Source organism: Kitasatospora sp. NPDC051984 (genome assembly GCF_044593455.1).
GTDB lineage: Bacteria > Actinomycetota > Actinomycetes > Streptomycetales > Streptomycetaceae > Kitasatospora.
Map to the genome: position 1 here is coordinate 39278 of NZ_JBIUCB010000006.1, position 26767 is coordinate 66044.

The 26767-nt window shown below is 73.3% G+C and carries 28 protein-coding genes; 22 read left to right on the plus strand and 6 right to left on the minus strand.

Annotated elements, in window-relative coordinates; translation table 11 throughout:
• The first annotated feature begins 196 nt into the window (after window positions 1–196).
• The 5 genes from ACIHEI_RS13755 (at window position 197) to ACIHEI_RS13775 (ending at window position 4766) form a co-directional block, all read left to right on the plus strand.
• The gene (locus tag ACIHEI_RS13755) at window positions 197–1000 is read left to right on the plus strand and encodes a sugar phosphate isomerase/epimerase family protein (RefSeq protein WP_396606960.1); all 804 of its coding nucleotides are present in this window, start codon (window positions 197–199) and stop codon (window positions 998–1000) included.
• Window positions 1001–1089: 89 nt separating this feature from the next.
• Window positions 1090–1488 carry a VOC family protein gene (locus tag ACIHEI_RS13760; protein WP_396606774.1) on the plus strand — a complete coding sequence of 133 codons (399 nt, stop codon included), beginning with the start codon at window positions 1090–1092 and terminating at the stop codon, window positions 1486–1488.
• Between the two features lie 14 nt (window positions 1489–1502).
• Window positions 1503–2258: a class I SAM-dependent methyltransferase gene (locus ACIHEI_RS13765; RefSeq protein ID WP_396606775.1), complete on the plus strand. Its 756-nt coding sequence runs from the start codon at window positions 1503–1505 to the stop codon at window positions 2256–2258.
• A gap of 118 nt (window positions 2259–2376) precedes the next feature.
• Window positions 2377–4221 (plus strand): dihydroxy-acid dehydratase, encoded by a 1845-nt coding sequence (gene ilvD, locus ACIHEI_RS13770; RefSeq protein ID WP_396606776.1) that lies wholly within the window; start codon window positions 2377–2379, stop codon window positions 4219–4221.
• Window positions 4222–4268: 47 nt separating this feature from the next.
• Entirely contained in the window at window positions 4269–4766 is a 498-nt protein-coding gene (locus ACIHEI_RS13775; protein WP_396606777.1) for a hypothetical protein, read from the plus strand.
• A 7-nt stretch (window positions 4767–4773) separates the two neighbouring features.
• Here the strand turns inward: ACIHEI_RS13775 and ACIHEI_RS13780 are convergent, their stop codons facing one another.
• On the minus strand, window positions 4774–5874 hold the full coding sequence (locus ACIHEI_RS13780; RefSeq protein ID WP_396606778.1) for a hypothetical protein: 1101 nt from the start codon (window positions 5872–5874) through the stop codon (window positions 4774–4776).
• A gap of 55 nt (window positions 5875–5929) precedes the next feature.
• Window positions 5930–6358 (minus strand): hypothetical protein, encoded by a 429-nt coding sequence (locus tag ACIHEI_RS13785; protein ID WP_396606779.1) that lies wholly within the window; start codon window positions 6356–6358, stop codon window positions 5930–5932.
• A gap of 144 nt (window positions 6359–6502) precedes the next feature.
• Here ACIHEI_RS13785 and ACIHEI_RS13790 point away from each other — a divergent pair, with 144 nt between their 5' ends.
• The 10 genes from ACIHEI_RS13790 to ACIHEI_RS13835 all read left to right on the plus strand — a co-directional run bounded on the left by ACIHEI_RS13790 (window position 6503) and on the right by ACIHEI_RS13835 (window position 15034).
• A complete protein-coding gene (locus ACIHEI_RS13790; protein WP_396606780.1) occupies window positions 6503–7129 on the plus strand; it encodes a DUF6461 domain-containing protein in 627 nt (208 codons plus the stop codon).
• A gap of 88 nt (window positions 7130–7217) precedes the next feature.
• A complete protein-coding gene (proC, locus tag ACIHEI_RS13795; protein WP_387644147.1) occupies window positions 7218–8045 on the plus strand; it encodes a pyrroline-5-carboxylate reductase in 828 nt (275 codons plus the stop codon).
• A gap of 11 nt (window positions 8046–8056) precedes the next feature.
• Window positions 8057–8707 (plus strand): HAD family hydrolase, encoded by a 651-nt coding sequence (locus tag ACIHEI_RS13800; protein WP_387644150.1) that lies wholly within the window; start codon window positions 8057–8059, stop codon window positions 8705–8707.
• A 97-nt stretch (window positions 8708–8804) separates the two neighbouring features.
• Window positions 8805–10070 (plus strand): MFS transporter, encoded by a 1266-nt coding sequence (locus ACIHEI_RS13805; protein WP_396606781.1) that lies wholly within the window; start codon window positions 8805–8807, stop codon window positions 10068–10070.
• 124 nt (window positions 10071–10194) lie between these two features.
• A complete protein-coding gene (locus ACIHEI_RS13810) occupies window positions 10195–11379 on the plus strand; it encodes an acetoin utilization protein AcuC (protein WP_396606782.1) in 1185 nt (394 codons plus the stop codon).
• Window positions 11376–12224, plus strand: coding sequence for a phosphatase (locus tag ACIHEI_RS13815; protein ID WP_396606783.1), 849 nt, complete (start codon window positions 11376–11378; stop codon window positions 12222–12224). Before ACIHEI_RS13810 ends, ACIHEI_RS13815 begins: the two co-directional genes overlap by 4 nt.
• A gap of 117 nt (window positions 12225–12341) precedes the next feature.
• Window positions 12342–12545: a helix-turn-helix domain-containing protein gene (locus ACIHEI_RS13820; protein ID WP_035863710.1), complete on the plus strand. Its 204-nt coding sequence runs from the start codon at window positions 12342–12344 to the stop codon at window positions 12543–12545.
• A 123-nt stretch (window positions 12546–12668) separates the two neighbouring features.
• Window positions 12669–12767, plus strand: a complete 99-nt coding sequence (locus tag ACIHEI_RS13825) for a 30S ribosomal protein bS22 (protein ID WP_003948845.1) — start codon at window positions 12669–12671, stop codon at window positions 12765–12767.
• A gap of 210 nt (window positions 12768–12977) precedes the next feature.
• Window positions 12978–14033 carry an NAD-dependent epimerase/dehydratase family protein gene (locus ACIHEI_RS13830; protein WP_387644160.1) on the plus strand — a complete coding sequence of 352 codons (1056 nt, stop codon included), beginning with the start codon at window positions 12978–12980 and terminating at the stop codon, window positions 14031–14033.
• A complete protein-coding gene (locus ACIHEI_RS13835; protein ID WP_396606784.1) occupies window positions 14030–15034 on the plus strand; it encodes a lysophospholipid acyltransferase family protein in 1005 nt (334 codons plus the stop codon). Before ACIHEI_RS13830 ends, ACIHEI_RS13835 begins: the two co-directional genes overlap by 4 nt.
• A 108-nt stretch (window positions 15035–15142) precedes the next feature.
• On the opposite strand, the gene ACIHEI_RS13840 is transcribed toward ACIHEI_RS13835, so the two are convergent.
• The 3 genes from ACIHEI_RS13840 to ACIHEI_RS13850 all read right to left on the minus strand — a co-directional run bounded on the left by ACIHEI_RS13840 (window position 15143) and on the right by ACIHEI_RS13850 (window position 18976).
• Complete coding sequence (locus ACIHEI_RS13840) at window positions 15143–16300, minus strand: DUF5667 domain-containing protein (RefSeq protein ID WP_396606785.1); 1158 nt, start codon at window positions 16298–16300, stop codon at window positions 15143–15145.
• A gap of 423 nt (window positions 16301–16723) precedes the next feature.
• Window positions 16724–17572 carry an ECF subfamily RNA polymerase sigma factor, BldN family gene (locus ACIHEI_RS13845; protein ID WP_392949688.1) on the minus strand — a complete coding sequence of 283 codons (849 nt, stop codon included), beginning with the start codon at window positions 17570–17572 and terminating at the stop codon, window positions 16724–16726.
• A gap of 465 nt (window positions 17573–18037) precedes the next feature.
• Complete coding sequence (locus ACIHEI_RS13850) at window positions 18038–18976, minus strand: HAD family hydrolase (RefSeq protein ID WP_392949685.1); 939 nt, start codon at window positions 18974–18976, stop codon at window positions 18038–18040.
• A gap of 99 nt (window positions 18977–19075) precedes the next feature.
• On the opposite strand from ACIHEI_RS13850, the gene ACIHEI_RS13855 reads away from it, so the two are divergent.
• From ACIHEI_RS13855 to hemB, 7 genes are all read left to right on the plus strand, one after another.
• The gene (locus ACIHEI_RS13855; RefSeq protein WP_387644174.1) at window positions 19076–19354 is read left to right on the plus strand and encodes a glutaredoxin family protein; all 279 of its coding nucleotides are present in this window, start codon (window positions 19076–19078) and stop codon (window positions 19352–19354) included.
• A 145-nt stretch (window positions 19355–19499) separates the two neighbouring features.
• A complete protein-coding gene (locus ACIHEI_RS13860) occupies window positions 19500–20186 on the plus strand; it encodes an exonuclease domain-containing protein (RefSeq protein ID WP_396606786.1) in 687 nt (228 codons plus the stop codon).
• 101 nt (window positions 20187–20287) lie between these two features.
• Window positions 20288–21160: a redox-sensing transcriptional repressor Rex gene (locus ACIHEI_RS13865; protein ID WP_387644179.1), complete on the plus strand. Its 873-nt coding sequence runs from the start codon at window positions 20288–20290 to the stop codon at window positions 21158–21160.
• 31 nt (window positions 21161–21191) lie between these two features.
• Window positions 21192–22577: a glutamyl-tRNA reductase gene (locus tag ACIHEI_RS13870; protein WP_387644182.1), complete on the plus strand. Its 1386-nt coding sequence runs from the start codon at window positions 21192–21194 to the stop codon at window positions 22575–22577.
• Window positions 22578–22618: 41 nt separating this feature from the next.
• On the plus strand, window positions 22619–23593 hold the full coding sequence (gene hemC, locus ACIHEI_RS13875; protein WP_387644185.1) for a hydroxymethylbilane synthase: 975 nt from the start codon (window positions 22619–22621) through the stop codon (window positions 23591–23593).
• The gene (locus ACIHEI_RS13880) at window positions 23590–25209 is read left to right on the plus strand and encodes a uroporphyrinogen-III synthase (protein ID WP_396606787.1); all 1620 of its coding nucleotides are present in this window, start codon (window positions 23590–23592) and stop codon (window positions 25207–25209) included. The genes hemC and ACIHEI_RS13880 overlap by 4 nt, the downstream gene beginning before the upstream one ends.
• A gap of 67 nt (window positions 25210–25276) precedes the next feature.
• On the plus strand, window positions 25277–26257 hold the full coding sequence (hemB, locus tag ACIHEI_RS13885) for a porphobilinogen synthase (protein WP_392949676.1): 981 nt from the start codon (window positions 25277–25279) through the stop codon (window positions 26255–26257).
• Between the two features lie 196 nt (window positions 26258–26453).
• On the opposite strand, the gene ACIHEI_RS13890 is transcribed toward hemB, so the two are convergent.
• Entirely contained in the window at window positions 26454–26711 is a 258-nt protein-coding gene (locus tag ACIHEI_RS13890; RefSeq protein ID WP_387644194.1) for a hypothetical protein, read from the minus strand.
• Window positions 26712–26767: the final 56 nt, after the last annotated feature.

A 26767-nucleotide genomic window follows, 5' to 3' on the forward strand; every position in this document is an offset into this window, starting at 1 on the left:
ACTGATCGGCATCCCGACGGGGCCGCGCGTTGCGCTTAACCTGGTTCGCGTGGCGGATTCAGCGGATCAGCGAAAGCCGAGGCGCGGCCCCCTGCCGTTGAAGGCGGCGCGGGCCGCCCGTGCGGCGCGGCGGAAGCTGGAGCGGCCGCCGCTGCTGCGCACCACGGACCGGCTGGTGCTGCCGCCGCACCCGGCGCTGCACGTGCCGGACACCAAGGTGGCGCTGTCGACGGCGTCCGTGTACCCGTCGACCACCGAGACGGCGTTCGAGCTGGCCTCCCGGCTGGGCTACGACGGCGTCGAGGTGATGGTCTGGAACGACCCGGTGAGCCAGGACGTGGAGGCGCTGCGGCGGCTCTCCGACACCTACGAGGTGCCGATCCTCGCGGTGCACGCCCCGTGCCTGCTGATCACCCAGCGGGTCTGGAGCACCGACCCGTGGACCAAGCTGGTGCGGGCCCGGAAGGCGGCCGAGCGGCTGGGCGCGGACACCGTGGTGGTGCACCCGCCGTTCCGCTGGCAGCGGCAGTACGCCAGGGAGTTCGTGGCGGGCATCGACCGGATGGCGGGGGAGACGCCGGTCCGGTTCGCGGTGGAGAACATGTACCCGTGGCGCTACCGGGACCGCGAGATGCTGGCGTACGCGCCCGGCTGGGACGTCACCGACGAGGAGTACCGGCACTTCACCGTCGACCTGTCCCACGCGGCGACCTCGCGGGTGGACGCGCTGGAACTGGCCGCCCGGATGGGGGACCGGCTGGCGCACGTGCACCTGGCGGACGGGTCCGGGTCCGGCAAGGACGAGCACCTGATCCCGGGGCGCGGCAAGCAGCCGTGCGCGGAGCTGCTGGAGCGGCTGGCCCGGACCGGCTTCGACGGGCACGTGGTGCTGGAGGTCAACACCCGCAAGTCCGGCTCCCCGGCCGACCGGGAGGCCGACCTGGCGGAGGCGCTGGCCTTCACCCGGCTGCACCTGGCGGCGGTCCGGCCCATGATGTGACGGATTGTCAGTTCACGGATCACCGGACAGCCCGGCGGGCCCGCGCCTAGAGTCGCCAGCATGATCAACCACCGAACGGCGGTCCCGGCGTGATCGGCCCCGGCACCCACGTCCGGCTGGCCCGCCCGTCCCTGGACCTGGCGGCCGCCGAACGCTTCTACGTCGAGGGCCTCGGCCTGTCCGTGCTGTGGCGCAGCACCGTGCGGGTGTCCGGGCAGCACGACCTGCTGATGGTCGGATTCCCGGGCGGCACCTGGCACTTCGAGCTGGCCCTCGACCCGGAGCGCCCGGTCGCGCCGGCCCCGACGGTCGAGGACCTGTTCGTGCTGTACCTGGGCGAGCCCGTCGACGAGGCGCTGGTCGAGCGCCTGGTCGCGGCGGGCGGCCGCCGGGTGCCCGCGCACAACCCGTACTGGGACGAGTTCGGGGTGACGGTGCTGGATCCGGACGGGTACGGCCTGGTGCTGTGCTCGCGCACCTGGGAATGACGGGAGACGAATCGATGACTGACAAGCAGGCCCACGCGAACTCCTTCGGCGCGGTCGCCGCCGAGTACAACGCGGCCCGGCCGTCCTACCCGGACGAGCTGCTTGACGAGCTGGAGCGGCTGTCCGGCCGCCCACTGAAGGGCGCGGACGTCCTGGACGTCGGCGCCGGCACGGGCATCGCCACCCGGCTGCTGGCCGGCCGCGGTGCCCGGGTGGTCGCGGTGGAACCCAGCGACGGCATGGCCGCGGTGCTCCGCGAGGTCAGTCCCGGACTGCCGGTGGTGAAGGCCGGCGGCGACGAACTGCCGTTCCACGACGCCTCGGTGGACCTCGTCACCTACGCGCAGGCGTTCCACTGGACCGATCCCGAGCGGTCCATCCCGGAGGCGTTGCGGGTGCTGCGCCCGGGCGGGGCGCTGGCGGTGTGGTGGAACATCAAGGACTACGAGACGCCCTGGCTGGCCGCCCACCAGGAGCGGATGGCGGCCGCCCTGCCCGGCTACCACTACTACGGCGGGGTGATCGCCGGGCACGAGAAGTTGACCGAGGCCGGCCTGGAGGTCCGCGAGGCCACGGTGCGCTGGGAACGGCAGGTGACGGTCGACCAGCTGATCACCGACCTGACCTCCCGCTCGTACGTCGCGGTGCTGGACCCGGAGCTGCGGGCCCCGATCCTGGCCGCCGAACGGGAGGCGCTGCTCGCCGAGTTCCCGGACGGGCAGCTGGTCGAGCCGTACCGGCTGGAGCTGTTCGTCGCCCCGAAGCCTTAGGGCCTGTCCGGCACCGGCAGCCGCCCGCGCTGACCGCATCGCGGACACCTGGTCCGGTTCCGGTCGGCGCGGGCGTAGGCTCGACGGACCCCCGAAATGTCCCGAAGGAGCGGCTCCGATGCCCCAGCTGAGGTCCAACACGGTCACCCAAGGTCGCAACATGGCGGGCGCGCGCGCCCTTCTGCGCGCCGCGGGCGTAGCCCGCGAGGACTTCGGCAAGCCGATCATCGCGGTCGCCAACTCCTTCACCGAGTTCGTCCCCGGCCACACCCACCTGCAGCCGGTCGGCCGGATCGTCTCCGAGGCGATCAAGCAGGCGGGCGGCATCCCGCGCGAGTTCAACACCATCGCGGTGGACGACGGCATCGCCATGGGCCACAACGGCATGCTCTACTCGCTGCCGTCCCGCGACCTGATCGCCGACTCGGTCGAGTACATGGTCAACGCGCACTGCGCGGACGCGCTGATCTGCATCTCCAACTGCGACAAGATCACCCCCGGCATGCTGATGGCCGCGCTGCGCCTCAACATCCCCACCGTGTTCGTCTCCGGCGGCCCGATGGAGGCCGGCCAGGCCACCCTGGTGGACGGCACCGTCCGCAAGCTGGACCTGGTGGACGCGATCTCCCAGGCGGTGAACGAGAACGTCTCCGACGCGGACATCTCGATCATCGAGGAGAACGCCTGCCCGACCTGCGGCTCCTGCTCCGGCATGTTCACCGCCAACTCGATGAACTGCCTGACCGAGGCGATCGGCCTGTCGCTCCCGGGCAACGGCTCGGTGCTGGCCACCCACACCGCCCGCCGCGCGCTGTACGAGCAGGCCGGCCGCACCGTCGTGGACATCGCCAACCGCTACTACGGCGGCGACGACGCCTCCGTCCTGCCGCGCAACATCGCCACCCGCGCCGCGTTCGAGAACGCCATGGCGCTGGACATCGCGATGGGCGGCTCCACCAACACGATCCTGCACCTGCTGGCCGCCGCCCAGGAGGCCGAGGTCGACTTCGACATGCGGGCCATCGACGCCATCTCGCGCAAGGTGCCGTGCCTGTCCAAGGTCGCCCCGAACGGCAAGTACTACATGGAGGACGTGCACCGGGCCGGCGGCATCCCCGCCATCCTCGGCGAGCTGTACCGCGGCGGGCTGCTCAACGAGGAGGTGCACACCGTGCACTCCGACTCGATCGCCGAGTGGCTGAAGACCTGGGACGTGCGCGGCGGCTCGCCCTCCGAGCAGGCCGTCGAACTGTGGCACGCCGCCCCGGGCTGCGTCCGCTCCGCCGAGGCGTTCAGCCAGTCCGAGCGCTGGGACACCCTGGACACCGACGCGGCCGGCGGCTGCATCCGCAGCGTCGAGCACGCCTACTCGGTCGAGGGCGGCCTGGCCGTGCTGTACGGCAACATCGCCGAGGACGGCTGCGTGGTGAAGACCGCCGGCGTGGACGAGTCGATCTGGCGCTTCCAGGGCAAGGCCGTGGTCTGCGAGTCCCAGGACGAGGCCGTCGAGAAGATCCTCGCCAAGCAGGTCACCGAGGGCGACGTGGTGGTCATCCGCTACGAGGGCCCCAAGGGCGGCCCGGGCATGCAGGAGATGCTCTACCCGACGTCCTTCCTGAAGGGCCGCGGCCTCGGCAAGGCCTGCGCGCTGATCACCGACGGCCGGTTCTCCGGCGGCACCTCCGGCCTGTCCATCGGCCACATCTCCCCGGAGGCGGCGTCCGGGGGTGCCATCGCCCTGGTCGAGGACGGCGACCCGATCACCATCGACATCCCGGCCCGCACCATCAACCTCGACGTCTCCTTCGAGGACCTGCACGAGCGCCGGCTCAAGCTGGAGGCGGCGGGCGGCTACCGCCCGAAGTCCCGCGACCGTCAGGTCTCGGCCGCCCTCAAGGCGTACGCGGCGATGGCCACCTCCGCCGACAAGGGTGCCGTCCGGGACGTCAGCAAGCTCGGCTGAGGCGCGCCGCCCGGGGCGGGTAGTTCGACGTGGCGATAATCGGGCCCGTGAGGACCACCACTGAGGACGCGCCGGCCCCCGAACCGATCCGCTTCTTCGGCACCACCTGGGTCGACCGCGGCGCCGCCTACTGGCTGCGCCGCGTCCTGGTGCCGCTCGGCGCCCTGGCGGCCACCACCGCCGGGGCGCTGCTGCTGCGCCTGGGCGTCTCCGGCGTCCGGATCTCCGGCGCCGCCCCGCTCACGGTGCTGCTGACGCTCGCCATCGGCATCTGCACCGCGCTGGCGGGCCTGCGCACCTGGAAGATCCTCACCGAGGGCCGCGAATCGCTCACCGGCTGGATGGCCGAGGACAAATCACTGGCCGGCGTCTGGCTGGTCGGCTTCACCGGCTCGCTCGCCGTCTACTTCCTGCGCAGCCTGGTCGAGGCCCCCGGCGAGGGCCTGCGGCGGGCCGTCCACGACCAGCAGACCGCCACCTGGCAGCGCCGCCGGGCCGCCCGTGCGGAGCGCGACGCCCGCAAGGCGGCCCGGCGGCGGGCCTGAGATTCCGTCAACTACGGCTGGCGGTACCACACTTGCCGTCGCTGTTCAGCGGCTTGCTCCAGTCGTACGGGTCGCTGGTCGGCCCGGCCCCGGGCGAGGCGCTCGCGGCGCCCCGGTCAGCCCGGAAGGCGGGCCGCAGGTAGCCGCCGCCGAAGGTGCACAACGTGTTGGCGCGCTCGCTGCTCCAACTGACCAGCGACACCTTGTCCTTCTTCACCTGGAAGCGCGCCGGGTCGGCGAACCGGAAGTCGATCTTGCGGCGGACGATCTCCCGCTCCACCTCGACCCCACCCGGCTCGGCCCGGACGAAGCCCACCGCCTTCGCACCCGCGCTGCCGGACGGCTGCGCCCCGGTGCCGCGGCCCGAGGGCTGCGCCGACGGCGAGGCCTGGCCGACCTTCGGGCCCGGCTTGAGCGCGTAGACGAAGGTGACGTCGGCGTGCACCAGCAGGCCCTGCTCGCCGTCGCCCTCGAAGGTGATCAGGCCCTGCACCTTCACCTGGTCGGTCACCGGCACCGCCCAGTCCGGGTCGAAGCGGCTCACCCAGTTCGCCGGGTCGCGCTCCTCGCTCGGGTGGGACAGCTCCGACGTCATCCGGTCGCCGGTCTCCCGGTTCGCCAGGTCGAGCGCGCCCTGCGGGTACCCGCCCGCCACCACCTTCGGATCCAGGTTGGTCGCCACCAGGTAGGCCTTGGCCAGCTCCAGGTCCTTGGCCACCCGGTCCTGGTCGAACACCCCGACCGCGGTGGCCTCCGGCAGCTTCAGCCCCTCCGGGCCGGCCGGCCACGCCTCGGCGGGCGAACCCGCCCACGGCCGGTCCACCGTCGCGGTCTCCGGCGCCAGGCTCGGCGGCGCGCTGCTGGGCGCCGCCGTCGCCGCACCCACCGACGGCAGCGCCGAGGACTTGGCCGCCGGCTGCTCCGACTTCTGGTGGTTCAGCGTCACCGCCACCGTCACCAGCGCCATCGCCGCCAGCCACGCCAGCAGCGCTTTGCGCCCCGGACGCGGCTTCTTCGCCGGCTGCTCGTTCTGCACCAACCCCGCGAAGGGGTCCCCCTCTTGTCCGGGGACGCCGTTGTCCGGCCCCGGCCCGTCTATTCTCGGCACGGCCGGAAGTATGCCGATCACCTCCGACACGCCCGACACCGGGGGCCGGAAACGGCTACTCCTTGCGGGCCGCCTTCACCGAGCCGACCACACCCGCCACAGCCAGCAGCAGACCTGCGGGCAGCAGCGAGGTGAACAGCGCCGCGAACAGGCCCCAGTCGCCCAGCAGCCACAGGTTCACGGTGTTCGCCAGCCACAGCGCCGCGGACGCCGGAACCACCGACTGCCACGGGTGCTCGTCCGCCCAGCGCCGCAGCCGCCGGTCCCCGCTCTTGCGCAGCCGCCCGCCGACCGTGCCCACCAGGAAGAAGAAGAACAGCCCGAGGCCGACCGGCCCCGCCAGGATGTCCATCGCCCAGTGCCCAGTCACCACATCGACCGCGAGTGCGGCGCCGCCGACCACCGCACCCACCGCCGTCGCCGTCCGCCACGGCCCGAGCGTCGCGGCGGCGACGGCGACCTGGCGGTTCTCACGTCCTGACAACTCTCCGTGTCCCATGTCTCCACGGTGCTCCTCGGCCGCCCCGGAATCCAGCATCGGGGCCCCTGAGATTCCCCCTACGGGCCGATACCCGCACCGGCACACGGCCGGTGACGCCCTGTCGGTCCGCCCGGGCAGACTGGCCCGATGACTCCGACCGCGAACGACTACGCCTGGCTCGACCACTCCCAGTGGTTCGGGCGCTGCGACCAGGACGGATACTCCCTCACGCTGGTGCGCGGCCGCACTCCGCAGCAGGTGCTCGAGGCGATCGGCGCCGTCCCGCAGGGCTTCGGCGACGGCTTCGACGACCTGCTCGACTGCCACGAGGAACTGCGCGAGTGGGTCGACGACTACCAGGACGACTCGTTTGCCGCGGCCGCCGTCACCGTCCCGGGCGAGGGCGGCGACTGGACGCTGCTGCTCGCCCTCGACTCCGGCGTCGGCATCAGCGGCCACCTGCCGGCGCTCTCCGCGGGCGGCGTCACCGTCACCCACGACAGCAACGCCGGCAAGCCCATGCAGCGGTTCACCCACTACCGGGACGGCGAAGTGCTCACCAGCTTCGAGGGGCCCGAGCGGTCCCACGGCAGCGCCCCGGGGGCCCTCGGACCGCTGCTGCGCGAGGTCGGCTACGACGGGTCCGGCAAGCAGGCGGCGTTCTTCGCGCTGGCCGAGCGGCTCACCGGCGTCCGGATCACCGACGAGACCGTCCGCGACGCCGAGTTCCTGCTCGGCGTGGTGGCCGACGAGGACGAAGAGGGCACCGACTGATCCCGACCGCAGGGTGGACGCCTGCCCCGGAGCGGAGGCGTTCCGGGGCAGGATGGGGGCCAGGAACCGCAGCGCACGGAGGGCCTCCATGAGCAACACCACCACCGCCGGCCAGAAGATCGCCTTCCTCGGCACCGGAAAGATCGGCGAAGCCCTGCTCTCCGGCCTGCTGCGGGCCGGCGCCGACCCGGCCGACGTCATGATCACCGCCCGCCGCCCCGAGCGCGCCACCGAACTCGCCGACCGCTACGGCGTCGCCACGGCCACCAACGCCGAGGCCGCCAAGCTCGCCGACACCCTGATCCTCGCCGTCAAGCCGCAGGACATGGGCACCCTGCTCGACGAACTCGCCGAGCACGTCGCCGCCGACAAGCTGATCGTCTCCGCCGCCGCCGGCATCCCCACCGCCTGGTTCGAGGAGCGCCTCGCCCCCGGCACCCCCGTGGTCCGCGTCATGCCCAACACCCCGGTGCTGGTGGACGAGGGCATGAGCGTGATCTCCGGCGGCTCGCACGCCACCGAGGCCCACCTGGAGCGCACCGAGGCGATCTTCCGCTCGGTCGGCAAGGCGCTGCGCGTCCCCGAGAACCAGCAGGACGCCGCCACCGCGCTGTCCGGCTCCGGCCCCGCCTACTTCTACTTCCTGGTCGAGGCGATGATCGACGCCGGCATCCTGCTCGGCCTGCCCCGCCAGGTCGCGCACGAGCTGATCGTGCAGTCCGCGATCGGCGCCTCGGTGATGCTCCGCGACTCCGGCGAGCACCCCGTCAAGCTCCGCGAGGCCGTCACCTCCCCGGCCGGCACCACCATCGCCGCCATCCGCGAACTGGAGAACCACGGCGTCCGGGCCGCCATGCTCGGCGCCCTGGAGGCCGCCCGGGACCGCTCCCGGGAACTCGCCACCGGCGGAAAGTAGTCTGGAGCAACGTGAGCTACGACCTGCTGATCCTCGACAATGACGGCGTGCTGGTGGACAGCGAGCCGATATCCAACCGGGTGCTCGCCGAGTACCTCACCGAACTCGGCTTCCCCACCACCGTCGAGGACTCCTACCGCGACTTCATGGGCACCGCCGCGCACCACGTCCACGACGTGATCGCGCAGCGGTACGGGGCCACCCTCCCCGAGGGCTTCGACGACCTGTTCCACGACCGGGTGTTCGCCGCCTTCGACGGTGAACTGCGGCCCGTGCGCGGCGCCGAGAAGTTCCTGACGCACCTCCAGGAACGCGGCATCCGCTACTGCGTCGCCTCCTCCGCCCACCACTCCTGGATCCGCACCGCGCACCGCCTCACCGGCCTGTCCGGGTACTTCACCGACGAACTGCTGTTCTCCGCCCAGGACGTCGGCATCGGCAAGCCCGCCCCCGACCTGTTCCTGCACGCCGCCCGCACCATGGGCGCCGACCCGGCCCGCTGCCTGGTCCTGGAGGACAGCGCCAACGGCGTCCTCGCCGCCCGCGCCGCCGGAATGGACGTGTACGGGTACGCCGCGCTCACCGACCCCGAGAAGCTCAACTCCGCTGGGGCCACCGGCCTTTACGCCGACCTGCAGGGGGCGGTCGATCTTCTGAACTGATCGCGCGCGACCCCTCCCGCCGACGCCGCCCACCGCCTACGCTCTGGCCCAACGTCCTTCGTACCGGCCGGTAGCGTCGGTGGTGAGCGAGGTTTTGATGCAGGCCGAACCGACCCCCCGGCTCCGCCAGGCCCGGGCCGCGCTCGCCGTCTCGTTCTTCCTCCAGGGCACCACCTTCGCGCTGCTGGTGGCCTGCATCCCCGAACTCCAGAAGCGCTACGGCCTCAGCGACGGCCTGCTGCCGGTCTTCCTGGCCGCCGTCCCGATCCTGGCCGGTATCGGCTCGATCGGCTCCGAGGCACTGGTCAAGCGCACCACCGCACGTGGCGTGCTGCGCGTCGTCCAGCCCGCCGTCTGCCTCACCCTCGCGCTCACCGGTCTCGGCAACCAACTGTGGCAACTCGCCATCGCCCTCGGCCTGTTCGGCCTCCTGGTCGGCGCCCTCGACGCCTCCATGAACATGCTCGGCGTCGGCCTCCAGCACCGCTACGGCCGCAGCATCATGATCGGCTTCCACGCCGCGTTCAGCCTCGGCGGCATCCTCGGCGCCGCACTGGCCGGCCTCGGCGCCCACTGGGACGCCGGCCTGCCGCTGCTGTTCGGCGGCGCGGCCGCCCTGCTGATACCCGCCGCCTTCGTCGTCGGCCGCCACTTCGCCGGCCCCGCCGAACTCGGCGACGCCGTCCGGGAAGCCGCCGAACTCGCCGCCCGCCGCATCCCCTGGCGGCCGCTGCTGCCGCTGTGCGCCGCGATGGCCTTCGCCTACATCGCGGACGCCTCGGTCTCCAACTACAGCGTCAAGTACCTCACCGACGGCCTCGGCAGCCGCGAGGACCTCGCCAAACTCTCCTACCTCGGCTACATGGTCGCCATGCTGCTCGGCCGCGCCGTCGGCGACCGCGCCGTCCAGCGCTTCGGCGCGACCGCCGTCGTCCGCACCGGCGCGAGCCTGGCCGGCGCCGGCTTCCTGCTCGCCGCCACCGCCCCCAGCACCTCGGCCGGCATCCTCGGCTTCACCGTCCTCGGCTTCGGCATCTGCGCGATCATCCCCCAGGTCTTCGCCGCCGGCGGCCGTCTCCTCCCGCACGCGAGCGACGCCGCCGTCGCCCGCCTCAACCTCTTCAACTACGCCGGCTTCCTGATCGGCGCCCCGCTCGTCGGCACCCTCGCCGAACTCTCCAATTACCGCTGGGCCTTCGGCGCCCCCATGCTGCTGATCCTCGCGATCATCCCGCTCGCCCCGCACTTCGCCCCGGCGGCGAAGCAAGTGGTTGCGCACACAGAGGCGCAGGCGGGTGCGCAACCGGGGGCGCAGGTGGGTGCGAAACCGGGGGCGCGGGGAACTGCGCGAAACGGAAGCTGACCGGCGGAAAGATCGCGCCACGGACAATGACTTGCACGTGAGCGCGCCCCCGCAGGTGCCCAGGATTCGCGCCTCGTCCCATACCCTCGCGCCCCCGCCGGACCCGCCCCGATACGGTGGCCCCATGGCGGAAACTTGCGGACTGCACCTGTTCTGGGACGAGGACGAAACCGGCTACGACTTCGGCCCCGGCCACCCCATGGACCCGACCCGGCTAGCCCTGACGATGCGTCTGATCGAATCTCTCGGCCTCACCAAGCACCCGTCCGTGACGGTGCGTTCCGCCCCCGCCGCCGGTGACTCCACGCTCCGCCTGGTGCACACCGCCGACTACCTCGCCGCGGTGAAGCGCGCCGCCGCCGACCCGTCCGCCACCGATCCGGCGCACGGTCTCGGCACCGACGACAACTGGTCGTTCCCCGCGCTGCACACCGCCTCCGCGCTGATCGCCGGCCAGTCGGTGGCCGCCGCCGAGGCGGTGTGGCGCGGACAGACCCCGCACGCCGTGAACTTCGCGGGCGGACTGCACCACGCCATGCCCGGCCAGGCGTCCGGGTTCTGCATCTACAACGACCCCGCCCTCGCCATCGCCCGTCTGCTGGAACTGGGCGCGGAACGGGTCGCCTACATCGACGTGGACGTCCACCACGGCGACGGCGTGCAGCAGACGTTCTGGAACGACCCCCGGGTGCTCACCGTCTCGGTGCACGAGAGCCCCAGCACGCTGTTCCCGCAGACCGGCTGGGCCACCGAGACCGGCGGCCCGGACGCCGAGGGCACCGCCGCCAACCTGGCGCTGCCAGCCGGCACCGGTGACGCAGGCTGGCTGCGTGCCTTCCACGCCGTCGTCCCGGACCTGCTGGCCGCGTTCCGCCCGCAGGTGATCGTCAGCCAGCACGGCGCGGACACCCACATCGAGGACCCGCTCGCCCATCTGGCCGTCACCGTCGACGCCCAGCGCCTGATGGCCGAGTCGGTGCACCGCCTGGCCCACCAGTACGCGGACGGCCGCTGGGTGGCCACCGGCGGCGGCGGGTACGCGGTGGTCGACGTGGTGCCCCGCACCTGGACCCACCTGGTGGCCACCGCCGCCGGGAACCCGGTCGATCCGGCCACCGAAACCCCCGAGGATTGGCGCGCCGAGGTCTACCGGCTGACCCGCCGCCCCGCCCCGCTGCGGATGACCGACGGCGCCACCCCGCACTGGGCGGACTTCCACGACGGCGGCTACGACCCCGCCGACCGCCTCGACCAGGCCGTCCTGGCCACCCGCCGCGCCGTCCTCCCGCACCACGGACTGATCCCGTGACCGCCCGCGACAATCTCCGCGCCCACCTGCTGAAGCACCGGCTGGCCGGCCCGGACGTGCCCACGCCCCGGCAGAACAACCTGCGCCACTACCGGCTCTTCGCCCAGGGCGACCCCAAGGCGCTGATGGGCCTCGAACCGGAGCCCCGCCGCGACCCGGACGCGGTGCTGCGCCTGATGGCCGAACGCGTCGGCGTGCACCCCGACCCCCGGTACACCGAGGGCCCCGACACCATCGACCCCGACCTCACCATCGCCGCCCTGGACCGCCTCGCCCTGCTGCTGCGCCGCACCGCCGCCCGCCGCGGCAGCGTGCTGGCCGGCACCGGGCACCCGACCAAGCTGGCGGGCTTCCACGGGGCGCTCGCAAGGGCGCTCGAAGCCGCGGGCTGCCCCGTGCACACCCCTGCGCGGGGCGTGCACTTCCGTGAGCCCACCCCGGACGGTGACCGCCCCCGTTACCTCGACGTGGTCGACCGGGTGCTGGTGATGCGCGCCCTGGACGGCCCCGACCGCCCCGGCCGCCCCGGCCGCCCGGCTGTGGGCGAGCTCGCCCACACGCACTCCCCGCTGCCCGTCCGCCTCGCCCTGACCGCCCTCGCCGACGCCGGGCACCGCCCGCCCGACCTGGTCCTGGGCGACCACGGCTGGCTGTGCGGCGCCGGCCGCCTCGGCATCCCGGCCGGCGGCGTCGCCGACTGCAACGACGTCGCCCCGTTCGCCGCCGAGGCGGACGGCCTGGTCGCCGTGGTCGTCCCGCTGGAGGACGGTTCGGACCCGTCCTGCTACAGAGCGCTGAGCGACTACGTACTGCAACGGGCGGATCTCGCACCGTACAACAGTTGACGGCCACCCTCTTCCCACCCGTACCACCCATAACTACTCTGGGGATACACGTGTGCCGGTGGAGTCACCGGAGGGGAAGCCGGTGCCTTGCACACGGGTAAGGGTCGGGTGAGGGTCATGAGCGAGCGTCCCCTGCAGGATGTGGTCTTCCTGACCGTCGCCGAGGTCGCCTCGGTGATGCGGGTCTCGAAGATGACGGTCTACCGCCTTGTGCACAGCGGCGAACTTCCGGCCATCAGGGTCGGACGCTCGTTCCGGGTGCCCGAGCAGAAGGTGCACGAATACCTTCAGGAGTCCTACGTGCGGCTGCAGAGCGCGTAGTCCGGAAAGGCCGACGGACTCCGATTACGGCAAACGCGAGGTGGACGGTAGGCTAGGCCCTCCGTCAGTCGTATGGACTCCCGTTCCTCACGGGCGCGGGTCCGAGTGAGCGAGGAATGTTCCGTGGGCTCTGTCATCAAGAAGCGTCGCAAGCGTATGGCCAAGAAGAAGCACCGCAAGCTTCTGAAGAGGACCCGCGTTCAGCGTCGCAACAAGAAGTAACACCGTTCGGCGCCATCCTCGCTCACGCGGGGGTCAACCCCGCACACGCGTTCAGCGACGCAGGAAGAACTGGCGCCGAAGGTGCACCACTGCCCGTCCCCGGATGATTTCCGGCGGCGGGCAGTGGCGTTTCCGCTCCCGCCTTCGCGGCGCGGTACGGTGCAGCCCAGGGGGAAGGCAGCAACGGCAGCCATGGGAGGTCGCGGCAACGTGGGCAGGGTCGTGCTCGTCACCGGCGTGTCGCACCGGCTCGGTGCGCGTTTCGCCGGGCAGATCGCCGAACAGCCGGGCGTGGACCGGGTGGTGGGAGTGGACGCCGGCCCGCCGCCGGCCGCGCTGCCGTCCGGCGTCCAGTACGCGCAGGTCGACCTGCGCCGGCCGGCGATCGCCCGGGTGATCGCCGAGCACGAGGTCGACACCGTGGTGCACCTGCACGTCACCGCGCTCGGCCACGGCGGCCGGGCGCTGGTGAAGGAGACCAACGTCATCGGCACCATGCAGCTGCTCGGGGCCTGCCAGAAGGCCCCCGGCGTGCGCCGCCTGGTGGTGAAGTCGACCACCGCCGTCTACGGCTCCGCGCCGCGCGACCCGGCGGTGTTCGGCGAGCGGATGCAGCCGAAGGCGCTGCCGGCCGGCGGCTTCGCCCGGGACGCCGCCGAAGTGGAGGGCTACGTACGGGGGTTCGCCCGCCGCCGCCCCGACGTCGCCGTCACGGTGCTGCGGTTCGCCAACATCCTCGGCCCGCACGGCGACACCCCGCTGACCGCGTACTTCCGGCTGCCGGTGCTGCCGACCGCGCTCGGCCACGACCCGCGCCTGCAGTTCGTCCACGAGGACGACGCGCTGGAGGTGCTGCGGATGGCCGCGCTGGACGCGCCGACCGGCACCTACAACGTGGCGGGCGACGGCGTGCTGCTGCTCTCCCAGTGCGCCCGCAGGCTAGGCCGGCCCACCGTGCCGCTGCTGCGGCCCGCGCTCGGCCTGGTCGCCCAGCTGGCCCGGCAGCTGACCGCCCCCGCGGACCGCGCGTTCTCCCAGGAACAGCTCCAACTGCTCACCCACGGACGGGTGGTGAGCACCGCGCTGCTGCGCGACACGTTCGGCTTCACGCCCCGCTGGACCACCTCCGAGGCGTTCGCCGACTTCGCCGCACACGTGGTGCCCGGCCCGCTTCCGCCGGCCCGGCTGACCGCCGTCACCGACCGGCTCACCGATCTGCTCGCCGACCACCGTCCCACCCAGCCCGAGGAGTTGAGGCCGCGATGACAGCCGCGCGGGAGCCCGCCGACCCGGCGGCCAAGGTCATCCCGATCGAGTCCGCGCCGAGCTGGTCCGGCCCCGAGCCGCGCCCGGCGCTCGCCGACCGGCTGGCCGACAGCGTCGGCGCGGCCCTCTCCGGCCGGCTCGGCGCGACCGCGACCCAGCTGTTCGGCAAGGGCTGGGAACAGCGCGCCGCCGGCGGACTCGGCTTCCTGCGCCGCCGGTTGACGGGCGACTACGAGGTCGACGACTTCGGCTTCGACCGGGAGCTGACCGAGGAGGTGTTCCTCGCGATGCTGCGGCCGCTGGCGGAGAAGTACTTCCGGATCGAGGTCCGCGGCACCGAGCACATCCCCGCCGAGGGCGGCGTGCTGATCGTCGCCAACCACTCCGGCACCATCCCGCTGGACGCGCTGATGACCCAGGTCGCGGTGCACGACCACGCCGACCGGCACCTGCGGATGCTGGCCGCCGACCTGGTGTTCGTGCTGCCGGTGGTCAACGAGCTGGCCCGCAAGGCCGGGCACACGCTGGCCTGCAACGAGGACGCGCAGACGCTGCTGGAGCGCGGCGAGGTGGTCGGGGTCTGGCCGGAGGGGTTCAAGGGCATCGGCAAGCCGTTCGCCGACCGGTACAAGCTCCAGCGGTTCGGCCGCGGCGGCTTCGTGGCGTCCGCGCTGCGGGCCGGGGTGCCGATCGTGCCGTGCTCGATCGTCGGGGCGGAGGAGACCTACCCGATGATCGGCAACTTCCGGACGCTGGCCCGGCTGCTCGGCCTGCCGTACGTGCCGATCACGCCGACCTTCCCGTGGCTGGGCCCGCTCGGGGCGATCCCGCTGCCGACCAAGTGGACCATCCAGTTCGGCGAGCCGATCCCGACGGACAGCTACCCGAAGGACGCCGCCGACGACCCGATGCTGGTGTTCAACCTGACCGACCAGGTGCGGGAGACCATCCAGCACACGCTGTACAAGCTGCTGGTGCAGCGCCGCTCGGTCTTCGGCTGACGGGCCGGCGGGCTGACGGGCCGGCGGGCCGGCGGGCCGGCGGGCCGGCGGGCCGATGCTTCGCCGATCGCCCCGCGCCCCCGGTGCGGGGCGCGGGGCGATCGGGGCTCAGCCGAGGGTGAGCCCGGGCAGCAGCCCCGGGAGGAGCGGCGGGAGGTTGAGGCCCTGGTTGCCTCCCGGGGGCGCGGCCGGTGAGGCCGACGGGGCCGGAGCGCCGCCCTGGGCCGGCGGGGCGGTCGGCGAGGGCGCGGAGCCGGTGAGGCCGCCCAGCAGATCGCCCAGACCGGGCTTGGCGGACGGGCTGGCCGACGGGGTGGCCCCCCGCGCGGACGACCCGTCGGCCGGGCCGTTCCCGGTGCCGCCGTTGGCGCCCGTGGTGGTGCCGCCCGGCTGCTGCTGGCCGGCCCCCGTGCCGGAACCGCCGGTGGTTCCGCTGCCGTCGCTGCCCTGGCCGGAAGGCTGCACCAGCCGCAGGGGCGCGACGTCCTCGCTTATGTCGCTGAACAGGCGGTCCACCTTGTCGGCCTGACCGGCCAGGCCGGACGGCAGCCGGGACTGCAGGGCCGACCAGCGCTCGTCCTGCCCGGCGAAGCCGGCGAGTTGGCGCATCGGGGCGAGCGAGCCGTTGGAGCGGTAGACCGCGCGCAGCAGGGCGCGGCCGCGCAGCGCCTCGGCGTGCATGTCGTCGAGGGCGCGGCGGACCTGGTCGACCGTGGCGGGGCTGAGCGTGTTGCCCGGGTCGGTGCGGCCGACCAGCGACTGCGCCTCGTCGAGCCGGGTGGAGGCCTGCTGGAGGAGCAGGGCGCCGCGCTCGGAGTCGCTGTCGGCCAGGTCGAGGCGCAGCCCTTCGAGGCCGCGCTTCATGCCGTACAGGGCGTCCCCGGGCAGGGCGTTGGTGGAGGCCGCGGCGACCCCGCCGAGGGAGCCGACGGCGACACCCGCGACCAGTCCGCCGATGGCCAGGCGGCGGCCCCACCGGGTGCGGCGGGTGCGCCTGGCGCGCTGGACGGGGAGGACCGCCGTGGGGGCGCCTTCGGCCCACTGCTGTTCGAACGCGGCCATCAGCCGGGCGCGCTGGACCGTCCGCGTCTCGGCGGCGAGCCCGGGGGCGGGGAGCGCGCCGAGGGCGTCGGCCATGGTGAGCAGCTCGGTCATGGCGGTGGAGCCGGCCCGGTGCGCGCCGCTCCTCCGGTGGTCACTCTGGTGGGCCTCCAGCGCCTCGGCGAAGGACTTCGCCCGCCGGTGCTCCAGCACATTTGCCGTCACGGGCCACACCTCCCTTCGTCGTTTTCGACACCGTGGCCCGTCGGTTGGTTGTCCCGACAGGCCGAAACCACACCATCGGGTGACAGCTCGAAATCCCACTTGACTGCGGGCCCGGTGGCGGGATGCACGCTGGCCAACGAGCGGTGTCGGGAGTCGGTTACGCACGACCCCCCTGGCGTATTAAGCAGAGCAGATGACCGTCCCATCACCCGGACGGGCAAGCGCCCGCGCGGGGTTGACGGCGCATCACGGCCCGGGCGATCCGGCGGCACGCCCGCCGGGCCCGGGCGCGCCGCCAACGGGCGCGCCGGGCAAGGTCGTTCGCGCCGGGGCCTGCCGGGCGAGGGTCTGCCGGTCCGGGGTCTGCGGGTCGGGGGTCTGCGGGTCGGGGGTCTCTCGGGTGTCGCGTCCACGGCCCGCGGATCACCGGGCGTCGGGCGGTAGCAGGCGGGCCAGCGTGCGCACCGCCCGGTACTGCAGCGTCTTGATGGCGCCCTCGTTCTTGCCCATGATCCGGGCCGTCTCGGCGACCGAAAGCCCTTGCAGGAAGCGCAGCGTGACGCACTCCTGCTGCTGCGGGTTGAGCCGCCGCACCGCGTCCAGCAGGGCGGCGTTGGAGAGCGACTCCAGCACCGACTCCTCGGGGCTGCGCTCGCACTCGTTGGAGTCGAGCATCTCGCCGGTGGTGACCTCCAGCCGGAACCGGCTGGACTTGAAGTGGTCGGCCACCAGGTTGCGGGCGATGGTGACCAGCCAGGCCCCGAAGTCGCGGCCCTGCCAGGTGAAGGTGCCGATCCGGCGCAGCGCGCGCAGGAAGGTCTCGCTGGTGAGGTCCTCGGCGGTGGCCCGGCTGCCGACCCGGTAGTAGATGTACCGGTAGACGGTGTCGGCGTAGTGGTCGTAGAGCCGCCCGAAGGCCTCGCTCTCGCCGTTCTGGGCACGTTCGACCAGATCGACGACGGGGTTGTGCTCGGTGTCGTAGCCGGGGCCGGCGGGCGCGGTGCGGGTGCGGCCGCGGGTGCCGGGGGAGGGCACGGTCCGGCTGCGCGGGGCGGCGGCGGGGCTGCCGGCGGCGGTGGAGCGCAGCAGTGGCGCGGCGAACGCGGCGGGGGCGGGCGTGGTGAACGCGGGGCCGGCCACCGCGGGTTGGGGCACCAGCAGTTCGAACTCGCGGATCGCGGCCCACAGTCGCTCCAGGCGCACACTGCGGCGGAGGCCGGCGCTCGACGGGCGGGAGGTGGCTGGCGCGTCGTTCCGGACGGGTGGGTACACGGGACTCCCAGAGGCAGAACTGTGGACGGATCACCTCCGCCTGTGCGGAGAGGCACGCCGCATTGACCACCCGTCACGGGGACGTTCGGGGTGGCGTGCATCCAAGAGAGAATAACGCTTTGTGCAATGACAGCTACACCCCGTGGTCGAAGTGGTCGAAGGAAGTCCACTTCTCGCGCAAATTCGGCTGCCGATGACCGGAGTTGACGCCATTTCTCCGGCTCAATGCGACCGCTTGTGCGCACCTGGTGACCGACTGGTGATGGATGGCCCGGGTTTCCCCGGTCGGGGCGTGCCCAACCCACGACTTTGACCGACTGCCGAACGATCACTTCCGGTCACGGCCGCGGCGCCTGCTCAGGGCCTGCCCGGGAGGGTCCGCGGGCATGCCGGGACCACCCGTCGGGGGGCGTGTCGGCGGCGGCGGGTTGACGCCCGGTCAAGGGCGGGGCGGGTGATGCCGGGTCAGGCCCGCTGGCGGCGGCGCATCGCCACCGCGGCGGCGGCCGCCCCGGCCGCGACGCCGAGCGCGGCCGCCGCGGGGATGCCGATCCTGGCTGCCTTGCGCCCGGTGCGGAAGTCCCGAACCCGCCAGCCCATCGCGCGGGCGTGCCGACGCAGCGCCGCGTCCGGGTTGATCACGTACGGGTGGCCGACCAGGCTGAGCATCGGGATGTCGTTGGCGGAGTCGCTGAACGCGGCGCAGCGGGCCAGGTCGAGGTGCTCGCGGCGGGCCAGGGCCTGGACGGCGGCGGCCTTGGCGGGGCCGTGCAGCATGCCGCCGACCAGCCGTCCGGTGTACTCGCCGGCGCGGGTCTCGGCGACGGTGCCGAGGGCGCCGGTCATGCCGAGCCGGCGGGCGATCAGCCGGGCGACCTCCTGCGGGGCGGCGGTGACCAGCCAGACCCGCTGTCCGGCGTCCAGGTGCATCTGGACCAGGGCGCGGGTGCCGGGCCAGACCTTCTCGGCCAGCACGGGCTCGAAGATCTCCTCGCAGATCCGTTCCAGGTCGGCGGTGCGCTTGCCCGCGACCAGGCCGAGCGCGCTGTCCCGGGCGTCGGCGATGTGTTCGGCGTTCTCGGCGCCGCGCAGCCGGAACGCGGCCTGCTGCCAGGCGAACCGGGCCAGGTCGCGGCGGGTGAAGAAGCGCCGCCGGTACAGGCCGACGCCGAGGTAGAAGATCGCGGCGCCGCGCAGGATGGTGTTGTCGCAGTCGAAGAACGCGGCGGCCCGGACGTCGCCGGGCACCGGGGTGTGGTCGCCCTCGGGGGCCTTGGGGCGGCCCGGTTCCGTACCGTCGGGGGTGAGCTGTTCCTGAGCGGCGTCGGCCGCGGCCTCGCCCGCCAGGACGGTCCGTTCGTCGGTGGAACGCCTCGACCGGGTGAGCCTTCGCAGCGCTGCCATGGGACGAGCATAGTCAGCCGGGGCGCCCGTCCCCGTGACCGAGGAGTGCCGCACCGGTGAACGAGGGGCATCCGGGGCGGCGCCGTGAGCGCCTGCACAATGAGTGGGGTGAGCCTGCTGCGACGTGCGAAGAAGAACCCGGCCGACACCACGGTGACGCTGATCGGCAAGCCCGGCTGCCATCTGTGCGAGGACGCCCGGGCGGTGATCCTCAAGGTGGTCGGCGAGCTCGGCGTCGGCTTCGAGGAGAAGGACATCCTGCAGGACGCGGCGCTGTACGAGCAGTACGCCGAGCAGATCCCGGTGACGCTGATCGACGGCCGCCAGCACGACTTCTGGCGGGTGGACGAGAAGCGGCTGCGCAAGGCGCTGGCCTGACTCCCCGGCCGGCGGGCCCCGAGGGCCTGTCCTCGCTCCGGCGGTCCTTCGTAGGCGCTCGACGCCCTCGGCCCTAGGAGTTCCAGCGGCTCCCGGCTTACCATCGAACGGTTGTCCACCGGGGGCCGTGCAAGAGGAGGGCGCGATGAACGGCTATGCCGTCGTCGACGTCGAGGCCACCGGTCGCAGCCCCTGGCGCCACCGGGTGGTCGAGGTCGCCGTGGTGCAGCTGGACGCCGCCCTGCGCACCGAGCGGGTGTTCGCCACGCTGCTCGACCCGGCCGGGCCGGTGGGGCCGACGCACGTGCACCGGATAGCGCAGGAGGACGTGGTCGGCGCACCGCGGTTCCGGCAGATCGCGCCCTGGCTGCTGGAGCTGCTGGCCGACCGGGTGCTGGTCGGACACCACGTGACCTGCGACCGGGCGTTCCTGGAGCGGGAGTTCGCGCGGATCGGCGTGGTGCTGCCGGTGCTGCCGGCGGTGTGCACGATGCGGCTGGCCCGGCGGCTGATGCCGCAGGCGGGCGGTTTCGGACTGTCGGCGTGCGTGGAGGCGGCCGGGCTCGGCTGGTTCCCGGCGCACACCGCGCTCGGCGACGCCCGGGCCACCGTCGAACTGCTGCGCCACTGCCTGCGGCTCGGATCCCCGATGGACGAGCTGGTTCCGGAGGCTGGTCGAGCCACAGCGGTGCCGTGGCCGCGGCTGGCGGCGGCCCGTTCGGCCCGTGCCCCGGGGTCGGTCCCACTGCTGCGCCGGTGGGCTCCGCTGGGTCCGTGGCCGGCCGGAGCGGAAGGGTCGCGTCCGCTGGTCGGTGCGGCGGGTTACGAGTGATGCGTGTCACTGTTCGGGGACAAATCGGACACCATCTTTGTGCACACGTTCACAAACGCATAGCCTGGCGGTCCAAGCCCAGCTTCACCCACAGGAGCACCGTGGCAATCGGCCGACCCTCACCCCACAGTTCGCAGACGCCCGATCCGGGCGCCGCGCGCCGGACCTCGCGTGCGCGGGGCATTCCGGAGGCGACGGTGGCCCGTCTCCCGCTCTACCTGCGGGCGCTGACCGCGCTGTCCGAGCGTTCCGTGCCGACCGTCTCCTCCGAGGAGCTGGCCGCCGCGGCCGGCGTGAACTCCGCCAAGCTCCGCAAGGACTTCTCCTACCTCGGGTCCTACGGCACCCGCGGCGTCGGCTACGACGTGGAATACCTCGTCTACCAGATCTCCCGCGAGCTCGGCCTCACCCAGGACTGGCCGGTCGTCATCGTCGGCATCGGCAACCTCGGCCACGCCCTCGCCAACTACGGCGGCTTCGCCTCCCGCGGCTTCCGGGTCGCCGCCCTGCTGGACGCCGACCCCAACGTGGTCGGCAGCACCGCCGCCGGCCTGCCGGTGCGGCACATGGACGAGCTGGAGGACATCGTCGTCTCCCAGCACGTCTCCATCGGCGTGATCACCACCCCGCCCGGCGCCGCCCAGCTGGTCTGCGACCGCCTGGTCGAGGCCGGCGTCACCAGCATCCTCAACTTCGCCCCCACCGTGCTGACCGTTCCGGACGGTGTGGACGTGCGCAAGGTCGACCTGTCGATCGAGCTGCAGATCCTCGCCTTCCACGAGCAGCGCAAGGCCGGCGACGAGCCCGCCGCCGGCGACTCGGTGCTCGACCGCGCCCCCGGGCCGGTCCGCGCCGCCGCCGCCAAGCTGCGCCGCGCCGCCGGTGGTGGCAAGGGCGAGCAGGCGAAGAGCACCCCGGCCGCCAAGGGCACCAAGGGCCCCGAGGACGACCTGTCCGCGGTGATGCCGGCGTGAGCACCAACATCCGTCACGACGAGGTGGGGGCATGAGTCTTCTGGTAGTCGGTCTGAGTCACCGGACCGCACCGGTCGGCGTACTGGAGCGCGCCGCGCTCACCGGCGAGAGCCCGACCCGGCTGCTGCACGACGCCGCCGCCTCGGCGACCGTCGCGGAAGCGGCACTGGTCAACACCTGCAACCGGATCGAGCTGTACGCCGACGTGGACAAGTTCCACGCCGGCGTCGCCGAGCTGTCCCAGATGCTCGCCGGGCACAGCGGCGTCGACCTCGACGAGCTCACCCCGCACCTGTACGTGCACTACGAGGACCGCGCCGTCCACCACCTGTTCTCGGTGGCCTGCGGCCTGGACTCGATGGTCGTCGGCGAGGGCCAGATCCTCGGCCAGCTGCGCGACGCCCTGGCCAAGGCCCAGGACGAGCACACCGCGGGCCGCGGCCTCAACGAGCTGTTCCAGCAGGCCCTGCGGGTCGGCAAGCGGGCGCACAGCGAGACCGGCATCGACAAGGCCGGCCAGTCGCTGGTCACCTTCGGTCTGGAGCAGGTCGCCGTCGGCGCCGGCCCGATCGCCGGCAAGCGCGCCCTGGTGGTCGGCGCGGGCTCGATGAGCTCGCTGGCCGCCGCCACCCTGGTCCGGGTCGGCATCACCGACCTGCAGATCGCCAACCGCACCCCGGCCCGCGCCGAACGCCTGGTGGAGATCCTCGGCGGCGCCGCCCGTACCCTGGACTTCGACAAGGTCCCGCAGGCACTCGCCGACGTGGACCTGGTGATCTCCTGCACCGGCGCCGCCGGCACCGTGATCGACGCCGCCGAGGTGGCCGCCGCGGTCGCCGCCCGCAGCGCCGAGCAGCCGCTCGCCTTCCTCGACCTCGCCATGCCGCGGGACGTCGACCACGCCGTGCACCAGCTCGACGGCGCCCTGCTGGTCGACCTGGAGAGCCTCTCCCACGCGCACGCCGCCACCCCCGGCGCGGGCGACGTGGACGCCGTCTCCACCATCGTCGGCGACGAGGTCACCGCATTCGGCCAGGCGCAGCGCGCCGCCCGGATCGCCCCCACCGTGGTCGCCCTGCGCGCCATGGCCTCCGAGGTGGTCCGCAGCGAACTCGCCCGGCTCACCTCCCGGTTGCCCGACCTCGACGAGCGCTCCAGCGCGGAGATCTCGCAGGCCGTCCGCCGGGTGGTCGAAAAACTGCTGCACGCCCCGACCGTCAAGGTCAAGCAGCTCGCCGCCGAACCCGGCGGGGCCTCCTACGCGGAAGCCCTGCGCGAACTGTTCGACTTGGACCCCGCGGCAGTGCACGCTGTCTCCGGCACCCCGACCGGCGACCGGGCCGGGTCCTCGATCCCGGCCGGCGGTATCCCCGCCGCCCAGGCCGCCGTCGCCCCGCCCGCCGGAGCACCCAGATGAACACCCCGTCAGCCCCCCAGCACGACCAGGACGATCACCTCATGAATGGTCCAGAGACAGTGACGCCGCTGCGCCTCGGTACCCGCCGCAGCGCCCTCGCCATGGCCCAGTCGGGCATGGTCGCCGAGGAGGTGGCCAAGATCACCGGCCGCCGGGTGGAGCTGGTCGAGATCACCACCTACGGGGACGTCTCCCGGGAGTCGCTGGCGCAGATCGGCGGCACCGGTGTGTTCGTCTCCGCGCTGCGCGACGCCCTGCTGGAGGGCCGCATCGACCTGGCCGTCCACTCGCTCAAGGACCTGCCGACCGCCGCCCCCACCGGGCTGCTGCTGGCCGCCGTCCCCGAGCGCGAGGACGTCCGGGACGCCCTGATCGCCCGCGACGGCCTCACCCTGGCCGAGCTGGTCGGCAAGGCCGACGGCCGCACCGTCCGGATCGGCACCGGCTCCCCGCGCCGGATGGCCCAGCTCAACGCCTGGGCCCGGGCGCACGACGCCGACCTCGAGACCGTCGCCATCCGCGGCAACGTCGACACCCGCATCAACTTCGTCACCTCCGGCGAACTCGACGCCGTGGTGCTGGCCACCGCGGGCCTGAACCGGCTCGGCCGCCACGCCGAGATCACCGAGCACCTCGACACCGCGCTGATGCTGCCCGCCCCCGGGCAGGGCGCGCTCGCCGTCGAGTGCGTCGACCCGACCCTGGCCGCCGTGCTGTCCCGGCTCGACCACGTCCCCACCCGGGCCGCCGTGGTCGCCGAGCGCGCCCTGCTGGCCACCCTGGAGGCCGGCTGCTCCGCGCCGGTCGCCGCGCTGGCCACCTGGGCCGGCACCGAACTGCGCCTGGAGGGCGTGGTCGGCACCACCGATGGCGCCGAACTGCTCAAGATGTCCGCCAACGGCCCGCTCGTCCTCGACGAAGCCGCCGAGGAGCAGGCCGCGGCCCTGGGCCGCGCCCTGGCCACCCGGCTGCTCGACGCCGGAGCGGCCGACCTGATGGGGGAGCGCGCCCGATGACCGCCGCCGGATTCCACCCGCCCGCAGGGCGCTGCACTTTCCTCGGCGCCGGCCCCGGCGACCCCGGACTGCTCACCCTGCGCGCCGTCGACGTGCTCAGCACCGCCGACGTGCTGATCGCCGACCCGCTGACCGCCGCCGCGGTCCGCACCCACTGCCCCAGCGGCGTCCAGGTGATCGACCCGGCCGACGCCGGCAAGGAGCTGTGCGACCTGGCCGCCGACGCGGTCCGGGCCGGCCGCCACCTGGTCCGCACCGTCGACGGCGACCCCGGCCTGGACGGCTGCGCCGCCCAGGAGATGCTGCGCTGCGCCAAGGCCGGCGTCCCGTTCGAGGTCGTCCCCGGCGTCGCCCAGTCGGTCGGCGTGCCCGCCTACGCGGGTGTCCCGCTCCGCGGCGACCAGGGCGCGGACGTCCGGTTCGTGGACGGCGAGGCGCTGCTCGGCGGCCAGCTGGTCGACCTCGGCGCGCCCGAGACCACCCTGGTGGTGCGCACCACCCTGGGCCAGCTGCCCGCGACCGCGAACGCCCTGGTGGCGCACGGCCGCAAGCCCGACGCGGCGCTGTCCGCGACGCTCTCCGGCACCACCACCCGCCAGCGCACCTTCACCTCCACGCTGGCCGCCATCGCCGCCGACCTGAAGGCCGCCCGGGTGCTGCCCTCGCCGGTCTCCGCCCCGGTGGACCCGGCGACCTCGGTGATAGCCGTGGTGGGCGAGCAGGTCGCCCACCGCGCCTCGCACTCCTGGTTCGAGACCAAGCCGCTGTTCGGCTGGAACGTGCTGGTGCCGCGCACCAAGGAGCAGGCCCACGGCCTGTCCGAGCAGCTGCGCTCGTACGGCGCGGTGCCGCAGGAGGTGCCGACCATCGCGGTCGAGCCGCCGCGCACCCCGCAGCAGATGGAACGCGCGATCAAGGGCCTGGTCACCGGCCGCTACGAGTGGATCGCCTTCACCTCGGTGAACGCCGTCAAGGCCGTCCGGGAGAAGTTCGAGGAGTACGGGCTCGACGCCCGCGCCTTCGCCGGCATCAAGGTCGCGGCGGTCGGCGAGACCACCGCGCAGGCGCTGGTCGACTTCGGCGTGAAGCCCGACCTGGTGCCGTCCGGCGAGCAGTCCGCCGCCGGCCTGCTGGAGGACTGGCCGCCCTACGACCCGGTGTTCGACCCGATCGACCGGGTGCTGCTGCCGCGCGCCGACATCGCCACCGAGACCCTGGTGGCCGGCCTGGTCGAGCTCGGCTGGGAGGTCGACGACGTGACGGCGTACCGGACGGTGCGCGCCTCGCCGCCGCCGGCCGAGACCCGCGAGGCGATCAAGGGCGGCGGTTTCGACGCGGTGCTGTTCACCTCGTCCTCGACCGTCCGGAACCTGGTCGGCATCGCCGGCAAGCCGCACAACGTGACCGTCATCGCCTGCATCGGCCCGGCCACCGCCAAGACGGCGGAGGAGCACGGCCTGCGGGTCGACGTGATGGCCCCGGCCCCGTCCGCGTCCGCGCTCGCCCAGGCGCTGGCCGACTTCGGGGCCAACCGCCGGGACGCCGCCACCGCGGCGGGCGAGCCGGTCTACCGGCCGAGCGAACGCCGCCCCGGTTCGCGCCGCAAGGCGCGCTGACCCTCCGTCGGGGGAGGCCGACCAAGCCTCCCCCGGCGTCTTTTTCGTGACTCAGGGAGCCTTCGAAGTGTCCGCCGAATTCCCGTCCGTCCGCCCGCGCCGCCTGCGCTCCACCCCCGCGATGCGCCGCCTGGTCGCCGAGACCCGGCTCCACCCGGCCGAGCTGATCCTGCCCGCGTTCGTCCGCGAGGGCATCGCCGAGCCGAAGCCGATCACCTCGATGCCCGGCGTCGTCCAGCACACCCGGGACACCCTGCGCCGGGCCGCCGTCGAGGCCGCCGAGGCCGGGCTGGGCGGCATCATGCTGTTCGGCGTCCCCGAGGTGCAGGACGCGGTCGGTACCGAGGGCACCAACCCCGACGGCATCCTGCAGGTCGCCATCCGCGACGTGGTTTCCGAGGTCGGCGACGCCCTGGTGGTGATGTCCGACCTGTGCCTGGACGAGTACACCGACCACGGCCACTGCGGCGTGCTCGCCGAGGACGGCTCGGTCGACAACGACGCCACCCTGGAGCGCTACGCCGAGATGGCCGTCGTGCAGGCCGAGGCGGGCGTCCACCTGGTCGGCCCGTCCGGGATGATGGACGGTCAGGTCGCCGTCATCCGCCGCGCCCTGGACGACGCGGGTTACCAGGACACCGGCATCCTCGCCTACACCGCGAAGTACGCCTCCGCGTTCTACGGCCCGTTCCGGGAGGCCGTCGGCTCCTCGCTCAAGGGCGACCGCAAGACCTACCAGCAGGACCCGGCCAACGCCCGCGAGTCGCTGCGCGAGTTGGAGCAGGACCTCGCCGAGGGCGCGGACATGGTGATGGTCAAGCCCGCGATGGCCTACCTGGACGTCCTGCGCCAGATCGCCGACGCCTCCCCGGTGCCGGTCTCCGCCTACCAGGTCTCCGGCGAGTACTCGATGGTCGAGGCCGCCGCCGCCAACGGCTGGATCGACCGCGAGCGCACCATCCTGGAGACGCTCACCTCGATCCGCCGGGCCGGCGCCGAGCAGATCCTCACCTACTGGGCCACCGAGGCCGCCCAGTTGCTGCGCTAGCAGCAAGAAGGGGCGCGGGGTACTGCGCGGCAAGCGCAAGGCCGGTCCGCAAGGTCGCGATCACGTGCAGGTCATTGTCCTGCGTTGCGATCTTGCGGTGGGATGCCTTCCGCTGCGCGCAGTTCCCCGCGCCCCTGTTCTCGCGCCCGCAAGCCTTCGCGCCCGCAGGCCTTCGCGTCCGCAGGCCTTTGCGGGGTCAGCCGATGGCGATGATGCCGCCCTCGCCGCCGCCGATCGCGGTGGAGGTGGCCCAGCCGTAGCGGCCGCCCGCGGTGAAGATGTGGTCGGTCGCGGCGAAGCCCGCTCCGTGGCCCGCGATGAAGGGCTCGTGGGCGGTGATCACGCCCTCCTCGCCGCCACCGGCAGCGACGTGCGCACAGGCGGGGGAGGCGATGCCGGCCAGGGCGAGCGCGGCGACAGTGGTGACGACGGCCTTGCCCAGCTTGCTCTTCATAAGAGTTCCTCTCTGCGTCGGGTGGTGTCTCTACGTCAACACGGGGGTGCGGCTGG

Excerpts from the sequence above, each read along its gene's own strand:
- ACIHEI_RS13890 (WP_387644194.1), bottom strand. The coding sequence starts at position 26,711 with ATGAAGAGCAAGCTGGGCAAGGCCGTCGTCACCACTGTCGCCGCGCTC.
- ilvD (WP_396606776.1), top strand. The coding sequence starts at position 2,377 with ATGCCCCAGCTGAGGTCCAACACGGTCACCCAAGGTCGCAACATGGCG.
- ACIHEI_RS13855 (WP_387644174.1), top strand. The coding sequence starts at position 19,076 with ATGAGTGGGGTGAGCCTGCTGCGACGTGCGAAGAAGAACCCGGCCGAC.
- ACIHEI_RS13820 (WP_035863710.1), top strand. The coding sequence starts at position 12,342 with ATGAGCGAGCGTCCCCTGCAGGATGTGGTCTTCCTGACCGTCGCCGAG.
- proC (WP_387644147.1), top strand. The coding sequence starts at position 7,218 with ATGAGCAACACCACCACCGCCGGCCAGAAGATCGCCTTCCTCGGCACC.
- hemC (WP_387644185.1), top strand. The coding sequence starts at position 22,619 with ATGAATGGTCCAGAGACAGTGACGCCGCTGCGCCTCGGTACCCGCCGC.
- ACIHEI_RS13880 (WP_396606787.1), top strand. The coding sequence starts at position 23,590 with ATGACCGCCGCCGGATTCCACCCGCCCGCAGGGCGCTGCACTTTCCTC.
- ACIHEI_RS13805 (WP_396606781.1), top strand. The coding sequence starts at position 8,805 with ATGCAGGCCGAACCGACCCCCCGGCTCCGCCAGGCCCGGGCCGCGCTC.
- ACIHEI_RS13850 (WP_392949685.1), bottom strand. The coding sequence starts at position 18,976 with ATGGCAGCGCTGCGAAGGCTCACCCGGTCGAGGCGTTCCACCGACGAA.
- ACIHEI_RS13790 (WP_396606780.1), top strand. The coding sequence starts at position 6,503 with ATGACTCCGACCGCGAACGACTACGCCTGGCTCGACCACTCCCAGTGG.
- ACIHEI_RS13860 (WP_396606786.1), top strand. The coding sequence starts at position 19,500 with ATGAACGGCTATGCCGTCGTCGACGTCGAGGCCACCGGTCGCAGCCCC.
- ACIHEI_RS13835 (WP_396606784.1), top strand. The coding sequence starts at position 14,030 with ATGACAGCCGCGCGGGAGCCCGCCGACCCGGCGGCCAAGGTCATCCCG.
- ACIHEI_RS13870 (WP_387644182.1), top strand. The coding sequence starts at position 21,192 with ATGAGTCTTCTGGTAGTCGGTCTGAGTCACCGGACCGCACCGGTCGGC.
- ACIHEI_RS13765 (WP_396606775.1), top strand. The coding sequence starts at position 1,503 with ATGACTGACAAGCAGGCCCACGCGAACTCCTTCGGCGCGGTCGCCGCC.
- ACIHEI_RS13810 (WP_396606782.1), top strand. The coding sequence starts at position 10,195 with ATGGCGGAAACTTGCGGACTGCACCTGTTCTGGGACGAGGACGAAACC.